The organism is Salinivibrio sp. ML198 (assembly GCF_001996015.1).
Classification (GTDB): Bacteria; Pseudomonadota; Gammaproteobacteria; order Enterobacterales; family Vibrionaceae; genus Salinivibrio; species Salinivibrio siamensis.
In genome coordinates, this window is sequence record NZ_MUEZ01000002.1 from 188,338 (window position 1) to 207,774 (window position 19,437).

Here is a 19,437-nt window from a genome sequence, read left to right on the forward strand (position 1 = left end):
TTTCCCTGAACCCGGAACAGGACGTTCCGGGTCTTTTTTTATCGGGAATTTGTGACACCGTCACTTGTTCAGGTAAATGCCGTCCTGTTCAATACGAATTTTACGTTGCTTATAAAGCCCACCCAGTGTTTTCTTAAAGGTCGCCTTGCTGGTACGAAAGAGAGAAAAAATAGCGTCAGGTGAGCTTTTATCATTAAGTGGTAAAAAGCCCCCTTTGCTCTCTAGCATCTTAATCACTTTGTCACTGAGATCGTCAACCCGCGCTTTACCATGTTTTTGTAATGCCAGATCAACTTTGCCATCCTCACGAACGGTTTTTACATAGGCACTAAGTTTTTTGCCGATAAACAGCTTACCGAACGCTTCAGCGCGATAGATAAGCCCCCAATGCTGGTTATTCACCACGCACTTAAAGCCGAGATCAGTGATGTCAGTAATGATCACCGAGACCTTATCGCCGACTTTTACCTGAGGCGGCTCCTCACTGATAAACTTATTGAACTTGCGGCTAGCAACAATACGCCCAGATGCCTTGTCGGTATAAACCCGCACCACATAGGGTTTTCCCTCCTCCATGCGCGTACGTTGCTCGCTAAAGGGCACCAACAAATCTTTGCTTAACCCCCAGTCGACAAACGCCCCGACCGTATTGACGCCAACACAGCGCAATGATGCAAACTCACCCACTTGCGCATAGGGTGTTTCAGTCGTGGCAATAATCTCATCTTCGGAGTCAAAGTAGATGAACACATTGAGCGTATCACCAACACGGGTATTCTCAGGGACGTAACGGGTCGGCAGCAAAATATTGCCAAAGTCATCGCCATCAAGGAACACGCCAAAGTCTGCCTGTTTCACCACTGATAGTTTGTTGTATTGCCCTAGTTTAATCATTGTCTCAGCGCTGTAGAAAATAATGCCCGTGAGTATACGCAATTTGTCCTTGAGATGTGGAAGAAATACGGTTCGGGTGAGGAAAAAAACACCAACCCATGTCAACCAATACCCCTACATTCTATCCCTTGTTAGCGGCTGACAGGCTGTTAGGCTTAAATGATTAACCTAAAGGGGGATGCATGGCAGTATTTGATGGTGAACATATTCGGTTTAGCTTTAGCCAATTAGGGAGCGCATTGGGTAAAGCAGTGACCCCTACGCCTTTGGACAACGGCCGGCTTCTAACATACAACGCCGCGCTAGCTGATGAACTCGGCTTAACGACGGCAGACATTCACAGTGAACGCTTTCGTGCAATTCTGTCTGCGGAGGCGCCGCTTGCGGGCCGCAAACCCTTTGCAATGAAATACACAGGGCACCAATTCGGCCAATACAACCCTGAGCTCGGTGATGGTCGTGGGGTGTTATTGGGAGAGTGGCGTGATGATAATGGCACACTCTGGGATTGGCATTTAAAAGGGGCGGGAAAAACGCCCTATAGCCGCCACGGCGACGGGCGTGCGGTGTTACGTTCCACCCTCCGTGAGTATCTCGCGAGCGCGGCCATGAAGGGACTCAACATCCCTACCACGCAGGCATTAGCCATGGCCACCAGCGATACCCCGGTGATGCGCGAGCGCATCGAGACGGCCGCAACCTTACTTCGGGTCTCGGAAAGCCACGTGCGTTTCGGCCATTTTGAGTACTTGTTTTACAGCCAACAGCACGATGCACTGGGTACGCTGGCAGACTATGTCATTGCACGCCATTTTCCTGAGCTTGCCGAGGCCGAGAAGCCTTATGCCGCCTTGCTACAAGAAATTGTCGAGCGCACGGCAGAAATGATTGCCAAGTGGCAAGCGGTTGGTTTTAACCATGGTGTCATGAATACCGACAATATGTCGATTTTAGGCCAGACCTTCGATTATGGCCCCTATGCTTTTTTGGATGATTTCAACCCGAGCAATATTTGTAACCACACTGATTACACGGGGCGATATGCCTTTAATCAGCAGCCTGCTATCGCGCTATGGAACCTCTCTGCGCTTGGCTACGCCTTTACCCCACTGCTTGAAAGTGACGTGATTAACGACATTCTCGGCGGTTATGAACACCATCTCCAGGTAGCTTACAGCAAAGCCATGCGCGACAAGCTAGGGTTGTCCGATGCACAGCAAGGGGACAGTGATTTGTTCAACGCGCTTTTTTCATTGCTCGAATCTCAACAAGTCGACTACACCCTTTTCTTTCGCAGGCTCAGTGACATCAAGCAAGAGGCGCTATTAAGTGCAAAGACACTCAGCCAGTTTAACGACCTCGTATCAGATGCCGATGCCTTAACGGCTTGGTTAAGCGAATACCACCAACGGGTGGCAGATCATGACGACAACACTCGCCTCGCTGGCATGCAGGCAACCAATCCTAAGTTTATTTTACGTAATTATTTGGCCCAGCAGGCGATAGAGGCGGCAGAACAAGGTGACATGCAGCCAACTCACAATTTGATGACAGTACTGGCTTCCCCGTTTGCGTCACATTCCGCGCTTGACTCTCTTGCTCGGCGTCCCGCCGATGAAGAGAAAGATATGACCCTTAGCTGCTCCTCGTAGCCTAAACGTGCGCCTGAGTCATTTGCCACTGAGGCGCTCATCATCAATTCACTAAAATACGCCTCGGTGATCACCGCTCTGACAAGAAAAATCCAACAGATGTCACATTGATGCTTTCATGGGCGGCGTTTTTTGCTATCTTACTGGCTTCGCAACAGAATAAGATGTGAGGAAGGCTGTCCTCTATGCCACTGAAAACCGATGAGCTTCGAACACGTGTGGTTGATACCATGCCTACGCCTGCAGAGGTGGAAGCTGCCCACCCCATCAACGACAATGTTGCTCACCATATTACCGCCGCACGACAGGCGATCAGTCGTATTCTCAATGGCGACGATACGAGGCTGCTAGCGATTGTTGGTCCCTGCTCTGTTCATGATCCCGACGCGGCCCGTGATTACGCAGCCAAGCTTAAACCGCTCGCCGATAAGTACAGCGACCAATTATTGGTGGTGATGCGCACATATTTTGAAAAGCCACGTACGGTTGTCGGTTGGAAAGGCCTTATCAATGACCCGCACCTTGACGGAAGCGGTGATATTCGTGCAGGCCTGTTTACGGCGCGTGAGCTCCTGCTCGATATCAACAAAATGGGACTGCCGACTGCTACCGAGTTTCTCGACATGATCACGGGTCAGTATATCGCTGACTTGATCAGCTGGGGAGCGATTGGCGCCCGCACGACAGAATCACAAATTCATCGTGAAATGGCCTCTGCACTCTCCAGCCCTGTCGGCTTTAAAAATGGCACAGACGGCAATATCCGTATTGCCGTCGATGCCATTCGCGCGAGCAGAGAGTCTCACCTTTTCTGCTCACCCGACAAAAATGGCAGCATGACCATTTATCGAACCGCAGGCAACCCAGATGGGCATGTCATTTTACGCGGCGGTCATCAGCCGAACTATTACGCCGACGATGTGAAAGCCGCCGCGCAAACGCTAAGCGATTTCAAATTGCCTGGTAAGCTTGTGGTAGACTTCAGCCACGGTAATTGCCAAAAGCAGCATCGCCGCCAGCTTGATGTATGCGCGAATATTGCTGATCAGATCCGCCATGGCGAGCAAGCGATTGCCGGTATCATGGCTGAGAGCTTCTTACAAGAAGGCAATCAAACCATGGGTGACGAGCAATCACGCGTTTATGGCCAGTCGATCACTGACCCCTGTCTGGGATGGGCCGATACCGAGCGCTTGCTCGAGCAACTGGCTGATGCCGTCGCGGCGCGCAACACCCCATAATGACTGACGATTTATCGGCGTGACTGGCTCACGCCCCAATTAGGAAAAGACTATGCCTTCATTTGATATTGTCTCTGAAATTGACAACGTTGAGCTAAAAAACGCAGTGGACAACGCCAACCGAGAGCTTGCAACTCGCTTTGATTTTCGTGGTGTTGAGGCCAGCTTCGAACTCGATAAAGAAACCGTGAAAGTAACGGCTGAAGCGGATTTTCAGGTTAACCAAATGATGGACATGCTGCGCAGTAATCTCGCCAAGCGTGGTGTTGATGCACGCGCAATGGATATCCAAGACATGGTTCACTCTGGCAAAACCTTTTATCAACAGGTGAAATTTAAAAACGGTATTGAAACGCCTGTCGCGAAGAAGATCACCAAAGCGATTAAAGATGCCAAGATGAAAGTGCAAACCCAGATTCAGGGCGAGCAAGTGCGTGTCACCGGAAAGAAACGGGATGATTTGCAGGCAGTGATTCAATTAATCAAGGAAAGTGACTTTGAGCAGCCTTTCCAATTTGAAAACTTTCGCGACTAGCCCCGAGCACTTGTTATCAATAGCATAAAAAAACGGGCCTGTTAGACTTAGGCCCGTTTTATTCGGCAGCGCGTGTCAGTCGCTAAGCGCTTTTTCGTGACAACACTCGCGTCATACTACTTGTACTTGCTTTTGATTTCCTCAAGCGTGCCATCGGCGGTCGCTTGATCAATGCCCGCTTGTAGCTTTTCAACATAGCTATCTGGCGTGTTGTTACTAAAGCTATAGTAGAGCTGAGACTCATCCAAGACATGAACCACTTCAAACTGGCTAGTGTCAATATTGTTTTGGCTCATAATGAAGGCACTGACGTTTTCCTCGTACGCCCACATATCAACACGACCCGCCGCCAATTGTTTGGCGAGTAAATCCGCTTTTGGCGAGAGGCGTAGCGCGCCTTCATCGACACCCATTGAGCGTAACAAGTGCTCACCGACGTCATCGCGTACAACGCCGACTTTATAGTTGGCAAAGTCACTCGCATTGTCGATAGTGATCCCTTTGCTTTTAGGGGCCCAGACAACAATTTTTGTGTCTGTAATCGGCCCTACCCATTTAAACTTATCTTCCCGTTCATCCGTCCGTGTGGTTGAAAACAATACGGTATTGGGCTCAGACAGTGCCGTGGCATAACCACGTGCCCATGGCTGAATCTTCACTTGATCTCGGCTTACCGGATCCCCTGCTGCTTCTGTTGCAGCTTCGAGAAAATCAACCGCAATTCCCTTTAACTCACCGCGCTCTTCATAGTTAAACGGCGGATACACCTCAGTGATATAATCAAGATCGCCTAAGTTTGCAGCGACTGTGGTGGTTGAGAAAACCAGCAAGCTGGCGGCAATGAGTGACTTCATTGGACTACCTCTTTTAACCTTCCATTAAATGTGCTCAGCCAACATTATTATTATTAGCTCATACCAAATTGGAGAAGCTGAATAGGATAAGGCGTGGCCTTGTCACTATTCGCTCACCACCTCTAGTGTAGTCAGCTTCCATGTCCCGTGCGCAGTTTTGCCGGAGGTTGTGATCTAACTTCCGTTTTTTCTATGTACAAACGTTTGAATAATCAGAAAAAAATGAGCCGTTCAGCGCTGATAACAAATTTAAACGCTCTCTTAGATACCTCTGCCGATCCCGCACAATCAAGTAAAAAAGTTGAATTAGGTCACCATTCATGCCTAAACTTTGTCCCCAATTACAGCGTAATTATGGGCTATCGCAGACTGACGCCTTTAAAGCGTTTCGCAAGGGATCATTTTTGCCACGAAGGCACCAGATAACGCCCAATACTCATCATCGACCTAATTAAAAGACAACATCGAGTCTGATCATTCATGAATAACCAAAAACGTCCTCTCTATATTCCCTATGCGGGACCAGCCTTGCTAGAAACGCCATTGTTGAATAAAGGAAGCGCATTCAGCGTCGAAGAGCGTAAGTTTTTTAACCTCGAGGGCTTATTGCCTGACGCCATCGAAACGATTGAAGAACAAACTGAGCGTGCCTACCAACAGTATCAGCGCTTCGAGAACGATATCGACAAGCATATTTATCTACGCAACATCCAAGATACCAATGAAACGCTTTTTTACCGGTTAGTTTCCAACCATATTACCGAAATGATGCCCATCATCTATACTCCGACGGTAGGCGCAGCCTGTGAGAACTTCTCCAATATCTATCGCCGAGGCCGCGGGCTTTTCATTTCTTATCCTAACCGCGATCGCATTGATGATGTACTTAATAACGCCTCTCGTCATAACGTCAAAGTGATTGTTGTCACCGATGGGGAGCGTATTCTCGGACTCGGCGATCAGGGAATTGGCGGCATGGGCATCCCGATTGGTAAGCTGTCGCTTTACACAGCTTGTGGTGGGATCAGTCCAGCCTACACACTCCCTATTGTGTTGGATGTCGGTACCAATAACCCACAACGCCTTTCTGATCCCATGTATATGGGCTGGCGTCACACCCGCATCAGCGGACAAGAATACGATGCCTTTATTGAAGAGTTTATCCAAGCGGTTCAACGCCGCTGGCCAGATGCCTTGATTCAATTTGAAGACTTTGCACAAAAAAATGCTATGCCGATCCTGGAGCGATATAAGGATAGAGTCTGCTGCTTTAATGACGATATTCAAGGTACTGCCGCGGTGACTGTTGGCTCTTTGATTGCAGCGTGTAAAGCCGCAGGTACTAAGCTCTCCGAGCAACGCATCACATTTTTGGGCGCTGGATCAGCCGGTTGTGGTATTGCCGAAGCGATCATCGCGCAAATGGTATCTGAAGGTATCTCCGATCAAGAGGCGCGCGCACGTGTCTACATGGTCGACCGTTGGGGGCTATTAATCGATGCCATGCCTAACTTACTCGACTTTCAGCAACGGCTGGTGCAAAAGAGCGAGGCGCTCAACCACTGGCAGTTAGAAGACAGTAACATTTCGTTGCTCGATGTCGTGCGGAATGCGAAACCGACCGTATTGGTCGGCGTCTCTGGCGCACCTGGATTATTTACCGAGGATGTGGTGAAAGAAATGCATGCCAATTGCCCACGTCCTATCGTTTTCCCTCTCTCTAACCCTACCAGCCGTGTGGAGGCAACGCCCTTTGATATTTTGCGCTGGACTGACGGCCAAGCGCTGGTTGCCACAGGGAGTCCGTTCGAACCTGTTCGTTTAGACAATGGCAAGACCTTTCCTATTGCACAGTGTAATAACAGCTATATTTTCCCAGGCATTGGGCTGGGCGTGTTAGCGGTTGCTGCATCCCGGGTGACAGATGGCATGCTGATGGCCTCATCGCGCGCTTTAGCTGAGTGCTCGCCATTAGCCAAGCGTGGCACAGGCGCCCTACTACCGTCGTTGGAAGATATCACGCAGGTATCAAAACGCATCGCGTTTGCGGTTGCGAAAGAGGCTATTGCTGAGGGGGTTGCCTCAGAACTGTCTGACGAGGCCCTTAAAAAGCGTATTGAAGAGAGCTTCTGGTCACCACAATATCGTGCTTACAAACGGACCTCTTTTTAACGCGAGCCTAACAGAAAAAAGCGTCTATCCCGGCGCTTTTTTTGCTATTATTCCATCTACTTGCCCGCACACGTGACCCCGAGTGCGGCTTAATTCGCGCAAAGGTAATAAAACGCACCATGGCTCTCCAGCGCCTTTTTCATCGGGCGATTTTCACATTGATTGGTTTTACTGTGGTCACCGCTATCGTGATGGCCGCCAGTGATATCGCGATCACGCTTAATGCCAAAGGACGTGTTTATCAACAAGCTGAGACGCTACCCGCTCGGCAAGTCGGCTTGGTTCTGGGAACCAGTAAGTATATTGGTAAAACACCCAATCCCTATTATACCTACCGGATTGAAGCCGCGGAGTCGTTATATCATGCGGGTAAGATTCAGCACCTTTTACTCAGTGGCGACAACGCGCACCGCTCGTATAATGAGCCCTGGACGATGAAGCGAGATTTACGTCAAGCAGGGATCCCGGAAGAGACGATTCACCTTGACTATGCGGGTTTTCGAACGCTGGACTCCGTTGTCCGCGCGAAAACCGTTTTCAGTTTGGCGCGCTACACCGTGATCAGCCAACAGTTTCATTGCGAGCGTGCGTTATTTCTCGCCGATGTAAACAATATTGATGCTATTTGTTACGCTGTACCGAGTCCGCAAGGCTGGGCAGGTGTCAAAATTCGCGCACGTGAAGTATTAGCAAGAACCAAAGCGGTACTTGATAGCTTTATTCTCAACGTCAAACCCAAGTTTACCGGCCCAAAAGAGCCAATCAGTGGCGTCTCAACGTCGAACGACTAACCCCAATATCGACCAGTGCCGACCCAATCACAATTTTCACATTACTTTAATCATTTGTTTAAAAACCTGCCTGCAATCGATTAACACGCGGACTATTTAGGCGTATATTAGCCGTCGCTTGGAGGCCCACTGTCGCCCAAATGGCAGTAACCCTACCCCTATCAAGCACCTAAAAACTCAAAGCAAAACATTATAAAAATACTCAATAACGTTTAAAAAAGGACGCCCTATGGATGTGCAAACCCTTTCCTCCCGTGCGTCGGGGCTGGATAGAAAAGCGTGGATCTTGTTTGCTGACATTGCCCTGTTTTTCATCTTGTACAACACCCTGCCGTTTGAAACAGATGTCACAACCGGCCTAAGCTTACTGATATTCATTGCCGTGTTATGGCTGACTGAAGCGATTCATGTCAGCATCACCGCGATCCTGGTGCCCATTATGGCCGTCGCGCTTGGCGTGTTTGAAACACCGGCAGCGATGTCAAATTTCGCCAATCCCATCATTTTTCTCTTTCTCGGTGGTTTTGCCTTGGCAGCCGCGCTGCAAGCACAAGGCCTCGATCAAGCCATCGCCAATAAAGTGCTCACCATTGCCCAAGGCAAAATGTCGGTGGCCGTCATGATGTTATTTGGGGTCACGGCCGCTCTATCCATGTGGATCAGTAACACCGCGACAACCGCTATGATGCTGCCACTGGTGTTAGGCATTTTGCACAAGGTAAATAATCAAAAAGATCATGGCACCTATGTGTTTGTGCTCTTGGGTATTGCCTATTGCGCGAGCATCGGCGGCATAGCGACCATTGTCGGTAGTCCCCCAAATGCGATTGCGGCGGCTGAAGCTGGGCTTAGCTTTGCAGATTGGATGAAATTAGGCCTGCCTGTCACTCTGATATTGCTCCCCATCGCCGTTGCCGTCTTGTATGTGCTCACCAAGCCGAACCTTAACCATAGTTTTAAAGCGGATCAGCGTGACTTCACCTGGAGCAAACCTCGCGTGATCACGCTTGTGATTTTCGCACTGACCGTCAGTGCCTGGATATTCAGTAAACCATTGAATGCCATGCTTGGTGGCCTTAGCAAGTTTGACTCTATTGTGGCGTTATCCGCGATTGTCTTGCTGGGGGCAACGCGAGTTGTGAAATGGAAAGAAGTCGAAAAAACCGCTGACTGGGGCGTGCTGCTACTCTTCGGTGGGGGAATTTGTTTGAGCAATGTCCTCAAAGCAACCGGCACGAGTTTGTTTCTCGCCAACCACCTGAGCAATGCACTGACAGGATCTGGGCTGTTTTTCACTATGCTAGGCGTGGTGGCATTCGTCATTTTCTTGACTGAGTTTGCGAGTAATACCGCCAGCGCTGCACTCCTAGTACCGGTTTTTGCTACCATCGCCGAAGCATTGGGTGTGTCACCCGTTGCACTCTCTGCGCTGATCGCTATTGCCGCGTCATGTGCCTTTATGCTGCCGGTCGCCACGCCACCAAACGCCATTGTGTTTGGTTCAGGCCATATAGAACAACGTGATATGATGCGTGTTGGCTTATATCTCAACATTGTTTGTATTGCTGTCTTGGCGATTTTCACTCGCCTGTTCTGGTAATCACTCTCCCACTACCTGGTGTTTGCGCCAGGTAGTGTTTTTCACGCCTTATCAACCATCAAAATTGTTTCATCCGAGTTTCAGGTTTACACTAGCGCAACGCTAAACAACCCGTAAATAACTATGGCATTTGCAGAAATTACAGGCTGGGGGAAGTGCCTTCCGCCCGCGGTGTTGAGCAATGACGATCTCAGCACAATTTTAGAGACCAATGATGAATGGATTCGCTCACGCACAGGTATTGAAGCGCGCCGAGTGAGTCATGTAGAAACCTCAGAGCTCGCCACCGTTGCCGCTCAACGCGCATTAGCGGCGGCAGGCATTGAGGCAAGCCAGCTTGATCTGTTGATTGTAGCGACCTGCTCACCAGACACGCTGATCCCCAATATTGCCTCCAAAGTGCAAGGCAACTTAGGTGCACTTCGTGCCGCTGCATTTGATATGAATGCCGCTTGTACCGGGTTTTTATACGGATTAGAAACCGCAACCAAGATGCTCCAAGCTGGCCACTATCAGCATGCACTCATTATCGGCGCAGAGCATTTAACCTGGTATTTGGATTGGAGCAAACGCGATACCGCCGTGCTATTTGGTGATGGTGCCGGCGCGGTCGTGGTGAGCAAAAGCGAACAGGAAGTGGGGCTACTTGACGCGCAACTTGGTTGTGATCCAGCAGGCCGTGATGTACTCGCGATCCCTGCCTTTGGTACCGCAATGGATCGCTTCGACCCGGACAATGGCTATTTTGCGTTTGATTTTATCGGCCGTGACATTTTTAAACGCGCGGTTAAAGGCATGGGATCAGCGGCGAATCAGGTGTTAACACGGAATCAGCTCAATGCTGACGGTATTGATCTGGTCGTGCCACACCAAGCCAACAAACGGATTATCGAAACCTTATGTGAGCACGCTGGCATCGAGTTAGATAAGGCGTTTATTAATATCCAGCGCTATGGCAATACCTCAGCAGCCACGATCCCCATCGCTTTGTGCGAAGCAGTTGAGCAAGGGGCGGTCAAGCCACATAGCCAGCTACTCACCGCGGCATTTGGCGCTGGCCTGACTTGGGGCGCAGGCTTAATCCGTTGGGGCGAGCGTACAACGCCAATCGCTGAGTCTGACGCAGCGTTACCGCCAACCGATAAAACGGCACTTGAATTACTCGACAACGCCATCCGCCATTGTCAGCATAAAAAACCAGAATAAAATGTCTCACCACAAAGCCGACTTGCGTCGGCTTTGTTATTGGCATCAAGTTAGGTGTAGGAAGGCAGCGCCACGCACCCCTCCCGCATCACCGTGCTGCGCTTTGACAATATCAGGGGCGTTAGCCGCAGACAGTAGGTGTGCCGGTAAGCGTTCAGGAATCGCTTGATACAGCTCATCAAAGTTAGATAGGCCGCCACCAAGCACGACCATGTCTGGATCAAACGCGGTTAATACGCCCCCCAGAGCCATGGCTAACACATCAAAGAAGCAGTCAACAAATGCCACCGCATCCGGTTCACCTTGGCGATACTGTTCGATGATTTCGATCGCTGACAACGGCTGATAAAAGTGAGCATAAAGCTGTTCAAACCCACGCCCAGATAAATAATTGTCTAGGCAACCTTTATTCCCACAACCACACGCAAACATCGGCGGGTTATCACCCAACCTTAGCCAGGCATCAATCGGCATACGCATATGCCCGACTTCGCCCGCCATTTGGTTTTTGCCATTAATGACTTTGCCATTGATCACCAAGCCACCACCAAAGCCTGTGCCCAAGATTAGCCCTAACACGGTTTTCGCCGATTGCGCTTGCGCATCCCATGCTTCTGACAACGCAAAACAATTGGCGTCATTGCTAATACGCACTTCGCGCCCGACGCGTGCTTGTAGATCAGCCCGTAACGACTGTCCATTTGCCGCGGGCACATTGACGGTCAGCACCGTTCCATCTTCTGCTTGAGAGCCTGGAATACCAATACCAATGGTTCCTTTTTGCCCTAACTCCGCATCATACTTTTCCACCAACCGCACCAATGTGTCGATTAATGCGGGGTAATCTTGCGTTGGTGTTGGGTGACGCTCGGTCGCAACACGATTGAGTTGTTTATCGAAGGCGCCAAATTCAATTTTTGTGCCGCCCACATCAAAGCCGTAATACATGGCTAAGCCACCTTAAATTGTCGTTATTTAACCAGATTATTCAGCAAACCAAGGCAAAAGTCCGTGATTAGCCCCAAGTTTCGTTGTTTTCCAACCAGACTTTTCACTCAGGGGTCGGCATCATTCACAAGGGGTCGTCATCAAGAAAGCGCGTCAACGCATTGTCTTCCGCAAGGTGTTTTTGTCGTTTGCCTGCGAGGTATCGCTCACGAAAGACATCGAACCATTGGTTTAAGTAATCTGCCGCCTTGTGCTCTTGATTGACAGCAAGCACTTCCGCAGCCACTTCTGCTGTCGCCAGTTGGTTTTCACCGTGAGCATCGCGCACGCGATACCGAGATAATGCCTGAGGTTCAATACTTAAAACCGGAAAGTGATCAAGCCAAGGGCTTTTACGAAAGATTTTTTTCGCCTCCCGCCAAGTGCCGTCAATGATGATAAATAACGGCCGCTTCGCGCTGTCATGGATACGTGCTGGCGCCGTCATACGCGTCGGGGTTGTGTACTGAGCAGGAAAGACAACATAGGGTTGAAACGCTGAGCGGGATAACAACGCCAACATATCAGGATCAGGCTGCGTACGTGACCAGATAAACGCGTAGGTATCCGCGACGCAGTCAGCAATCAAACGTCCTGTATTACTGGGTTTTAGCACCTCATCATCGTACATGAGTAACATGAACGCGGCATGGGTCTGGCACGCTGCTCGGTACTCACACACACAGAAATGACGAACTAACATGCATGATGGGCAGCGGTCTACACCGGCGCCACGTGCGAGATAGGGACGCGTTGCACGAGCCAAACGGGCGGAATAAAGCGCATGAATAGCGTGACGCGGGGCGGATTGGCACATGGTAAAATCTGAGGTTGTAAATGGACCGCCTAGTATACCGAACTGAGGTTTGCTGTCAGTATCGCGCGGCCAAGATCACAAAAGCAGAGGAAGACAGGCATTAAACGGTAACCGCCAGGGCTTGTCACTAGCGCAGCTCGACCATGGCACCATCAAAAAGGTTTTTTACCAAGGCAACGTACTCTTCGAGAAAGCCTACCTGCTCTGCGGTCACTGGTTGCTCCCACCGACCCGCCAGCACTTCTTCCATATCTTCAACCACACGGTCAGCCTCTCGTAATATGGTGAAGCGCAATGCAGACGAAAGCCCAGGATTTTGCTCGCAAATGGTCATAATATTAGAGGCGACCAGATCGTGCACAATATCGGCAATGGTATCATCGCCAATGGCTTCACCCGGTTTTTCAAACACAGAGAGATTAAACGCAAAATGTTCGATCAGTGCTTGATACCCGTCTGAGTCTACTACCATGATTACTTGTCCTTAGACTATTCAACTATCGCTATTGTACCGTGCCCGTCGGCTATTTGCGCCTATTGAAGGCGAAATTAGAAAGCGAGTCACGCTTCGCAGTGCTTAGCGCACTGTATACTATAAACTGATCATCGTTCTATGACATGGTGTCTGCTCACATCGTCCTCTTCCCTTTCAGTCTGGCTCAAATAAGGGGGCCGAGTGACAACGTCAAATCATACAAACGACTGACGCCAGTCTCCTTGCAGTATAGTCTGGCTTCACTGTGATGAAAGCAAACAACACAACGCGCAATTTAACACGGATCACGCCCAAATCAATCGTTGACAAGGATGTAGGAATCGTCATGAAGGTAAATCACCCTCGCCCATTTGGTAAGAGTATCGTCAGCAAGATTGGGTTGATCATGACCTTCATCACCTTGATGGTGCTGGGCCTGTCAGTCTCGAGCTACATCATGCAGGAGCGCGTCAACCGCGATGTTGGCCGCGCTACTCATCAAGAAATCCCGAGTGCAATTATCACCATGCGCATGCAGCGTGCCGCCAGTGATATGAATGCCAGCATGCTCAAATATGTCATGGGCCGTCATGAATCGCTCGCGGTTTTTCTAGAAAGTCAGCAAGATTTTGAACAATTACTGGCTCGCCTACGTGAGGTAAAACCCGACGCAGAGCAGCGACTTTCATTGATCAGCCAGCTTTATGAGCGCTTTCAACGTATCGCTCATCAAAAAGTCTTAACAGAGTTTGATCCGGTCGCTGAGCAATGGGCACGTAAACAGGTAATGCGACTATCCATTGATGTGGTGCGACCGATTGATAACTTGATTGCCGAATTAAAGGCCTCACAATCGCTCACACAGCCCGATAACCTGGCCGTGTTGCAATACCTTGATGAGCTGGTCGATGAAAATGGCGATATGCTGACTGAGCTTAACCAATATCTAGATGGGCGAGAAAGTAGCCGACAACGCTTTATGGAAGATATGGCAACATTCGAGCGCTATCTTTCCTTGGCGCAGTTCGAGCTCAACGACCCTGCCTCACTGAAAAAACTGTCCAACATCCGCCACCATTTCACCAGTTTAAAGCGCAGTGGTATCGCCATTTTTAATAACTATCAGCCCAGTGCCAAAGTCGGCGCCATGACCGCAGTGCGAACCTTGAGTGATCAAGAATACCAAGCGCTTGAGGATGCGCTCTCAACGTTCGCACAACAGACAGGAAAAGTGGTTACCCGCTCAATGGTTGATTTGCGTTCAATACTCCACTCAAATCAGCTCAACCTTGGCTATTTGCTGATTTTTATCTTGTTCGTCAGTGGCGCGATGTACTTTTATATTTACCGCACATTCACTCAGCCGATTGCCAAACTCGCCGATTCCATGCAGCGCCTAGTGGCTGGCGATATGACCCCACCGGCCAGTAATTTTCAAGATCGGACGGATGAAGTCGGTAAGATCGCCCATGGTCTAGTGATATTTCGTGCGCATATCATTTCTCGTAATCAGGCTCGAGAGCAATTAATGGCCGAAAAAGAGCGCGCAGAAAGTGCCTCTCGCGCCAAAGCGCAATTTCTCGCCACCATGAGTCATGAAATCCGCACACCAATGAATGGTGTGATTGGGATGCTCGATATGCTTCGTCGCTCGTCGTTAACGCCCTCTCAGCAAAGCCTGATTAGCACGGTGCGCGAATCCGCTCTTTCTTTGCTCTCCATCATTAACGACATCCTCGACTTTTCACGCACCGAGGCCGGAAAGCTGCAATTTGAACGTGTCACCTTTTCTTTGTCCGATACCGTAGAGCAAGTGATGGACACCGTCAGCCATCATGCCAATAAGCGAAAGGTGACACTGTCACTATTCATTAACCCTCACCTCCCCGATCAACTGGTGGGCGATCCCAACCGATTAAAACAGGTACTGTTTAATCTGGTTGGTAATGCGATTAAGTTCTCTGGTGGCCATCACCGTCAGCCTGGTTTTGTAACAGTTAATATTGATGCGATAGATAACCCACAGGCGCAAAAAGCACAGCTGGTGTTTACCATCACCGATAACGGGATCGGCATTGCACCAGATAAACTCGACACTATCTTCCAGCCATTCAGCCAAGCGGAGTCGTCTACCACCCGAGAGTTTGGAGGCTCAGGGCTCGGCTTAGCCATTTGTAAGAATATTATCGATCTCCTCGGCGGTGAGATTGACATTGAGAGTGAGCAGGGAAACGGCACACGATTTACCGTGCGTATCGATTATACGGTAAACCCATTGGCAGAACCTGCAGAGCGACCGATTAATCGCGAGCATGCGCAACAATTATCGGTTGCAGTGGATATTCCTCAAGACGCACTCAATCACGCGGTGTGCCGCTATCTGGAGCACTTGCATATCGCTTATCACCATGATTCATCGCCGTCGAAAGTGGACAAGCAACTGGCCACACACCGGTTATTGATTACCACCCACGCCGAGCCAAGTACATTAATCGCTGAACGCGCGGTCGATCATGTGATTGCGCTCAAACATACCTTATCGCTGGCAACCCACCCTGATAAACGCATCGTAGAGCTGTTTGCCTCACCATTAACCTATCGTCGTCTGGTCCACGGTCTACGTGTATGCCTTGGGCTTGAAAGTCCCGATATCAGTATGTTGGCGGAATCTGACGCTATGTTGCCTCTTCCCGACGAGGCAGAAGCCAAAGCACGCGATCCCGAACGCACTCGCGGGTGTATTTTAGTCGCAGAGGATAACCCCACGAACCAACAGGTACTCACCCAGCAACTCCATTATCTTGGCTATGAGGTGGTGATGGCGGATGATGGTGACCAGGCACTCACAGCGTATCAACACCATCAGGTGGATCTTGTCCTGACCGACTGCCATATGCCCAACAAGGATGGCTATGCACTCACCGCGGCTTTACGCGAGATCCAAGGGGCATCGGGTTGGGTGCCTATTATCGCCATTACCGCCAATGCGCTCAGTGGTGAAGAAACACGGTGTTTTGAAGCAGGCATGGACGATTACATTACCAAGCCCATTGAGCTGGATCCGCTTGACGAACGCTTAACCTATTGGATTAACCGTCCACACGCGACGACGCGACCTACTCCACCCCCTGTGACAGCCAGCGCCGACGCGCCATCTATACTCGATCCAACGGTGGTTGATCGCTTATATGGCGGACAGCAACACGCCTATCAAGACATTGTGAATGTTTTCCTCAAACGTAGCGTCCCTGGCCTACGCGCCCTCGCGCAATCGCAACCGCCTTTTGAACACTGGCAAGCATTAAAAGAGGCGGCACACAAACAGAAATCTGCCGCAGGCAGCATTGGTGCGACAGCGCTTCACCAAGCCTGTCTTGAGGCCGAACAAGCCGCCAACAATCAGCAAACAGAAGCACTTGTTCAGGCATTAACCCGTATCAACACGGTACTTGATCATTTGCTGGAGGTATTACCGCGTGATCCTCAATGACCCAATATACGCGGTCACAGACAGATGAATGTGATCCCTTATCCGGATATCCGGAAAATCGGTGTACAAATCGCGCAATCCAGTGCCACACTGACAGTAAGTTTTATCAACCATGACGGTAGTGAATAATGAGAAAAACCAAAGTAGTCACCTCCGAGGACATTCTGCTCAAACTGTGTCAGTCCGCCACGGCAGTATTAACCAAAGCGACTGACTCTCCCGTACACCATGCTGCTATGGTACAAAAGATTGCCAAAACCAGCCTCAAGCCTGACCTCGGCTGTTTTGTGCTGTTTGATGGTGGCTTCTCTGGCCTTGTTGTGATCAACTTCTCCTCCGCCGCGGCGTTAGAAATTTACCGCAATTACATGCAGCATATGGGGATCCCCGAAGAAGAGTTAGCAAGCTTACACACCGCAGATGAAGTGGGCGATGTGCTCGGTGAGCTCATGAACCAGATTATTGGCGATTTCACCGGTAAGATTAAGCGTTCAATCCAAACCTCTATCACCCAAAACCAGCCGAAGATGATGGCGGTTAACAAAAATATTACGGTGTCAGTCGATAGCAACATCGACAAGCCACAGGCGCGCCGCGTGAGCTTTACCACTGAGCACAACAATATCTTCTATCTTGAGCTTGCCATGGAGCGTACCGAGTTTATTCAGCTTCAGGACTTTGAAGAAGGGGAAGAGGTTGATCCTGATTCCATTCTGGAAGCAGAAACAGTACGCCAACTAGAAGAAAAGTCTAACGACAAAAGCGACAAAAAAGACAGCGGTAGTAATGACTTACTTGACGAACTAGGGATTTAACCCCTCCCCCTCTTACTGTCGCTAAGACATAAACACAAGTTGCTATCGATTTGTAACGCTTCGCTGCAAAGACGCGTGTAACTTGTGTTTTTTCTTCTTTGCTTACTTTTTTCTTGACGATTATTAAGGCAATTCAACGGACACAGCACTTCACAGTTATAAGTGCCCAATTTGATTTGTTTCATATGAGTTACAATCTTGATCACATTTGATAGATATTGTGGTCGTCGTTTCCCCACCTCTCGCCCTCATAAGTCTTTATCTCTGCCCACTTTTTTTTAGTAGGTGAATAATTCCGCATCATTTAGACTGCGCGGCAAAATCAAAAGGCTGGCGACGATCAGCCAAATACCCTACTGGGCACCCTGCCCACCCACTATCATTCGTGAAAAAGGTCGATTCATGAGTCCAGAAAGCTACCTACTCGATTGGCAAACCAGTCAAACTCACTCTGAAACCATGTATCCGCTGCTTAGCCAGCTTTACCGCCAAAAAGGCGTTGAAATTCAACTGTTCGGTCGTCAACTGATCAACGCTAGCACCATTGATATCATTAAGGCACACCGCGTTGCGCGCCGCTATACGGGGGGCACCTTATCGCCCAGCCAAACGTTGCCGTTGATCGAAGTGATGGCTGAATTAGATCTTGCTCCCAGTAAAATCGATATCGGTCAGCTCGCATGGACCTACTGGCAACAGCATGACAGTGAGAACGGCATTCCTGATTTTCTACATCACCAATTGGGGCATTTATTGGGAACGGGTAATCGAGTCGACCCTAAAGACGTAGTACTTTATGGCTTTGGTCGTATCGGTCGCTTACTCGCGCGCTTACTGATTGAAAAAAGCGGTCCCGGCTATCCCTTACGTTTACGCGCGATCGTGGTGCGTGGCGGAAAAGAAGGCGACCTGGAAAAGCGCGCCAGCCTGCTGCGTCGCGATTCTGTACACGGCCCATTCAATGGCAGCATTACCGTTGATGAATCGCGCAATGCATTGATCGCCAATGGTAATTTTATCCAAGTCATTTATGCCAATAACCCAACAGAAGTCGATTACACCCAATTCGGTATTCATGATGCACTGGTGGTCGATAACACAGGCATGTGGCGTGATGAACAAGGCTTGCGTCAACACCTTGACAGCAAAGGCGCCAAGAAAGTGCTACTCACCGCGCCGGGCAAAGGCGAGCTTAAAAATGTCGTATTCGGTGTTAATCATGATGTGATTAACGAAGATGATCGAATTATTTCTGCCGCTAGCTGTACCACCAATGCAATCACACCCGTGCTCAAAGCCATGCACGATAAATTTGGTATTGATGGCGGACACATTGAGACAGTTCACTCGTTTACCAATGATCAAAACCTCATTGATAATTACCACAAGGGCGATCGCCGTGGTCGCTCTGCCTCATTGAATATGGTTCTCACGTCCACCGGTGCCGCCAGTGCGGTCGCGAAAGCTTTGCCCGCGCTAAAAGGTAAGTTAACGGGGAACTCTGTACGTGTACCCACGCCAAATGTTTCCATGGCTATCGCCAACCTGAATTTAGATAACCCAACTCACAAAGACGAAATCAACGCCTATTTGCAAGATGTGGCCTTGTACTCACCACTCTCTGGGCAAATAGACTTTACCCAGTCGACGGAGTTGGTATCAAGTGACTTGGTGGGATCGCGCTTTGCCGGCGTGGTGGACAGCCAAGCGACGATCGCCGAGGGAAACCGTTGTGTGCTATACATCTGGTATGACAACGAATTTGGCTACAGCTGCCAGGTTGTTCACTGCATGGAACAAATGATGGGAGTACGCTATCCGATGGTTCCCGAGCCAGAAGCGCTTTCTTAACCCGTTTTACCGCCATAAAAAAGGCCCTGATGGGCCTTTTTTATTACGTGTCCGCCA

Annotated in this window: 15 protein-coding genes; 10 read left to right on the top strand and 5 right to left on the bottom strand. The window is 49.7% G+C overall.

The genetic code is table 11. The annotated features are described in order from the left end of the window. Nucleotides 1-60 precede the first annotated feature (60 nt). Complete coding sequence (locus tag BZG25_RS02250) at nucleotides 61-894, bottom strand: S1 RNA-binding domain-containing protein (protein ID WP_046073204.1); 834 nt, start codon at nucleotides 892-894, stop codon at nucleotides 61-63. 182 nt (nucleotides 895-1,076) lie between these two features. On the opposite strand from BZG25_RS02250, the gene BZG25_RS02255 reads away from it, so the two are divergent. From BZG25_RS02255 to BZG25_RS02265, 3 genes are all read left to right on the top strand, one after another. Further along, complete coding sequence (locus BZG25_RS02255) at nucleotides 1,077-2,546, top strand: YdiU family protein (protein WP_077577799.1); 1,470 nt, start codon at nucleotides 1,077-1,079, stop codon at nucleotides 2,544-2,546. 185 nt (nucleotides 2,547-2,731) lie between these two features. Further along, nucleotides 2,732-3,787 (top strand): 3-deoxy-7-phosphoheptulonate synthase, encoded by a 1,056-nt coding sequence (locus BZG25_RS02260; RefSeq protein ID WP_077577798.1) that lies wholly within the window; start codon nucleotides 2,732-2,734, stop codon nucleotides 3,785-3,787. 52 nt (nucleotides 3,788-3,839) lie between these two features. Continuing rightward, nucleotides 3,840-4,322, top strand: coding sequence for a YajQ family cyclic di-GMP-binding protein (locus BZG25_RS02265; protein ID WP_046073201.1), 483 nt, complete (start codon nucleotides 3,840-3,842; stop codon nucleotides 4,320-4,322). Nucleotides 4,323-4,438: 116 nt separating this feature from the next. Here the strand turns inward: BZG25_RS02265 and BZG25_RS02270 are convergent, their stop codons facing one another. Beyond that, entirely contained in the window at nucleotides 4,439-5,176 is a 738-nt protein-coding gene (locus tag BZG25_RS02270; protein ID WP_077577797.1) for an ABC transporter substrate-binding protein, read from the bottom strand. 480 nt (nucleotides 5,177-5,656) lie between these two features. Between BZG25_RS02270 and BZG25_RS02275 the strand changes: the two genes are divergently transcribed. The 4 genes from BZG25_RS02275 (at nucleotide 5,657) to BZG25_RS02290 (ending at nucleotide 10,945) form a co-directional block, all read left to right on the top strand. Further along, the gene (locus tag BZG25_RS02275; RefSeq protein WP_077577796.1) at nucleotides 5,657-7,348 is read left to right on the top strand and encodes an NAD-dependent malic enzyme; all 1,692 of its coding nucleotides are present in this window, start codon (nucleotides 5,657-5,659) and stop codon (nucleotides 7,346-7,348) included. Nucleotides 7,349-7,467: 119 nt separating this feature from the next. Beyond that, on the top strand, nucleotides 7,468-8,139 hold the full coding sequence (locus tag BZG25_RS02280; protein WP_077577795.1) for a vancomycin high temperature exclusion protein: 672 nt from the start codon (nucleotides 7,468-7,470) through the stop codon (nucleotides 8,137-8,139). Nucleotides 8,140-8,368: 229 nt separating this feature from the next. Further along, nucleotides 8,369-9,739 (top strand): DASS family sodium-coupled anion symporter, encoded by a 1,371-nt coding sequence (locus BZG25_RS02285; RefSeq protein ID WP_077577794.1) that lies wholly within the window; start codon nucleotides 8,369-8,371, stop codon nucleotides 9,737-9,739. A gap of 117 nt (nucleotides 9,740-9,856) precedes the next feature. Beyond that, a complete protein-coding gene (locus BZG25_RS02290; protein ID WP_172969973.1) occupies nucleotides 9,857-10,945 on the top strand; it encodes a ketoacyl-ACP synthase III in 1,089 nt (362 codons plus the stop codon). A 45-nt stretch (nucleotides 10,946-10,990) separates the two neighbouring features. On the opposite strand, the gene nagK is transcribed toward BZG25_RS02290, so the two are convergent. From nagK to BZG25_RS02305, 3 genes are all read right to left on the bottom strand, one after another. Then, nucleotides 10,991-11,893: an N-acetylglucosamine kinase gene (gene nagK / locus BZG25_RS02295; protein WP_046073198.1), complete on the bottom strand. Its 903-nt coding sequence runs from the start codon at nucleotides 11,891-11,893 to the stop codon at nucleotides 10,991-10,993. A 124-nt stretch (nucleotides 11,894-12,017) separates the two neighbouring features. Continuing rightward, complete coding sequence (locus BZG25_RS02300; protein ID WP_077577793.1) at nucleotides 12,018-12,749, bottom strand: tRNA-uridine aminocarboxypropyltransferase; 732 nt, start codon at nucleotides 12,747-12,749, stop codon at nucleotides 12,018-12,020. A 127-nt stretch (nucleotides 12,750-12,876) separates the two neighbouring features. Beyond that, a complete protein-coding gene (locus BZG25_RS02305) occupies nucleotides 12,877-13,221 on the bottom strand; it encodes a DUF3802 family protein (protein WP_046073196.1) in 345 nt (114 codons plus the stop codon). 349 nt (nucleotides 13,222-13,570) lie between these two features. On the opposite strand from BZG25_RS02305, the gene BZG25_RS02310 reads away from it, so the two are divergent. From BZG25_RS02310 to BZG25_RS02320, 3 genes are all read left to right on the top strand, one after another. After that, the gene (locus tag BZG25_RS02310) at nucleotides 13,571-16,714 is read left to right on the top strand and encodes an ATP-binding protein (RefSeq protein WP_198531442.1); all 3,144 of its coding nucleotides are present in this window, start codon (nucleotides 13,571-13,573) and stop codon (nucleotides 16,712-16,714) included. A gap of 128 nt (nucleotides 16,715-16,842) precedes the next feature. Further along, entirely contained in the window at nucleotides 16,843-17,529 is a 687-nt protein-coding gene (locus BZG25_RS02315; RefSeq protein WP_046073195.1) for a DUF3334 family protein, read from the top strand. 402 nt (nucleotides 17,530-17,931) lie between these two features. Next, a complete protein-coding gene (locus BZG25_RS02320) occupies nucleotides 17,932-19,380 on the top strand; it encodes a glyceraldehyde-3-phosphate dehydrogenase (protein WP_046073194.1) in 1,449 nt (482 codons plus the stop codon). Nucleotides 19,381-19,437 lie beyond the last annotated feature (57 nt).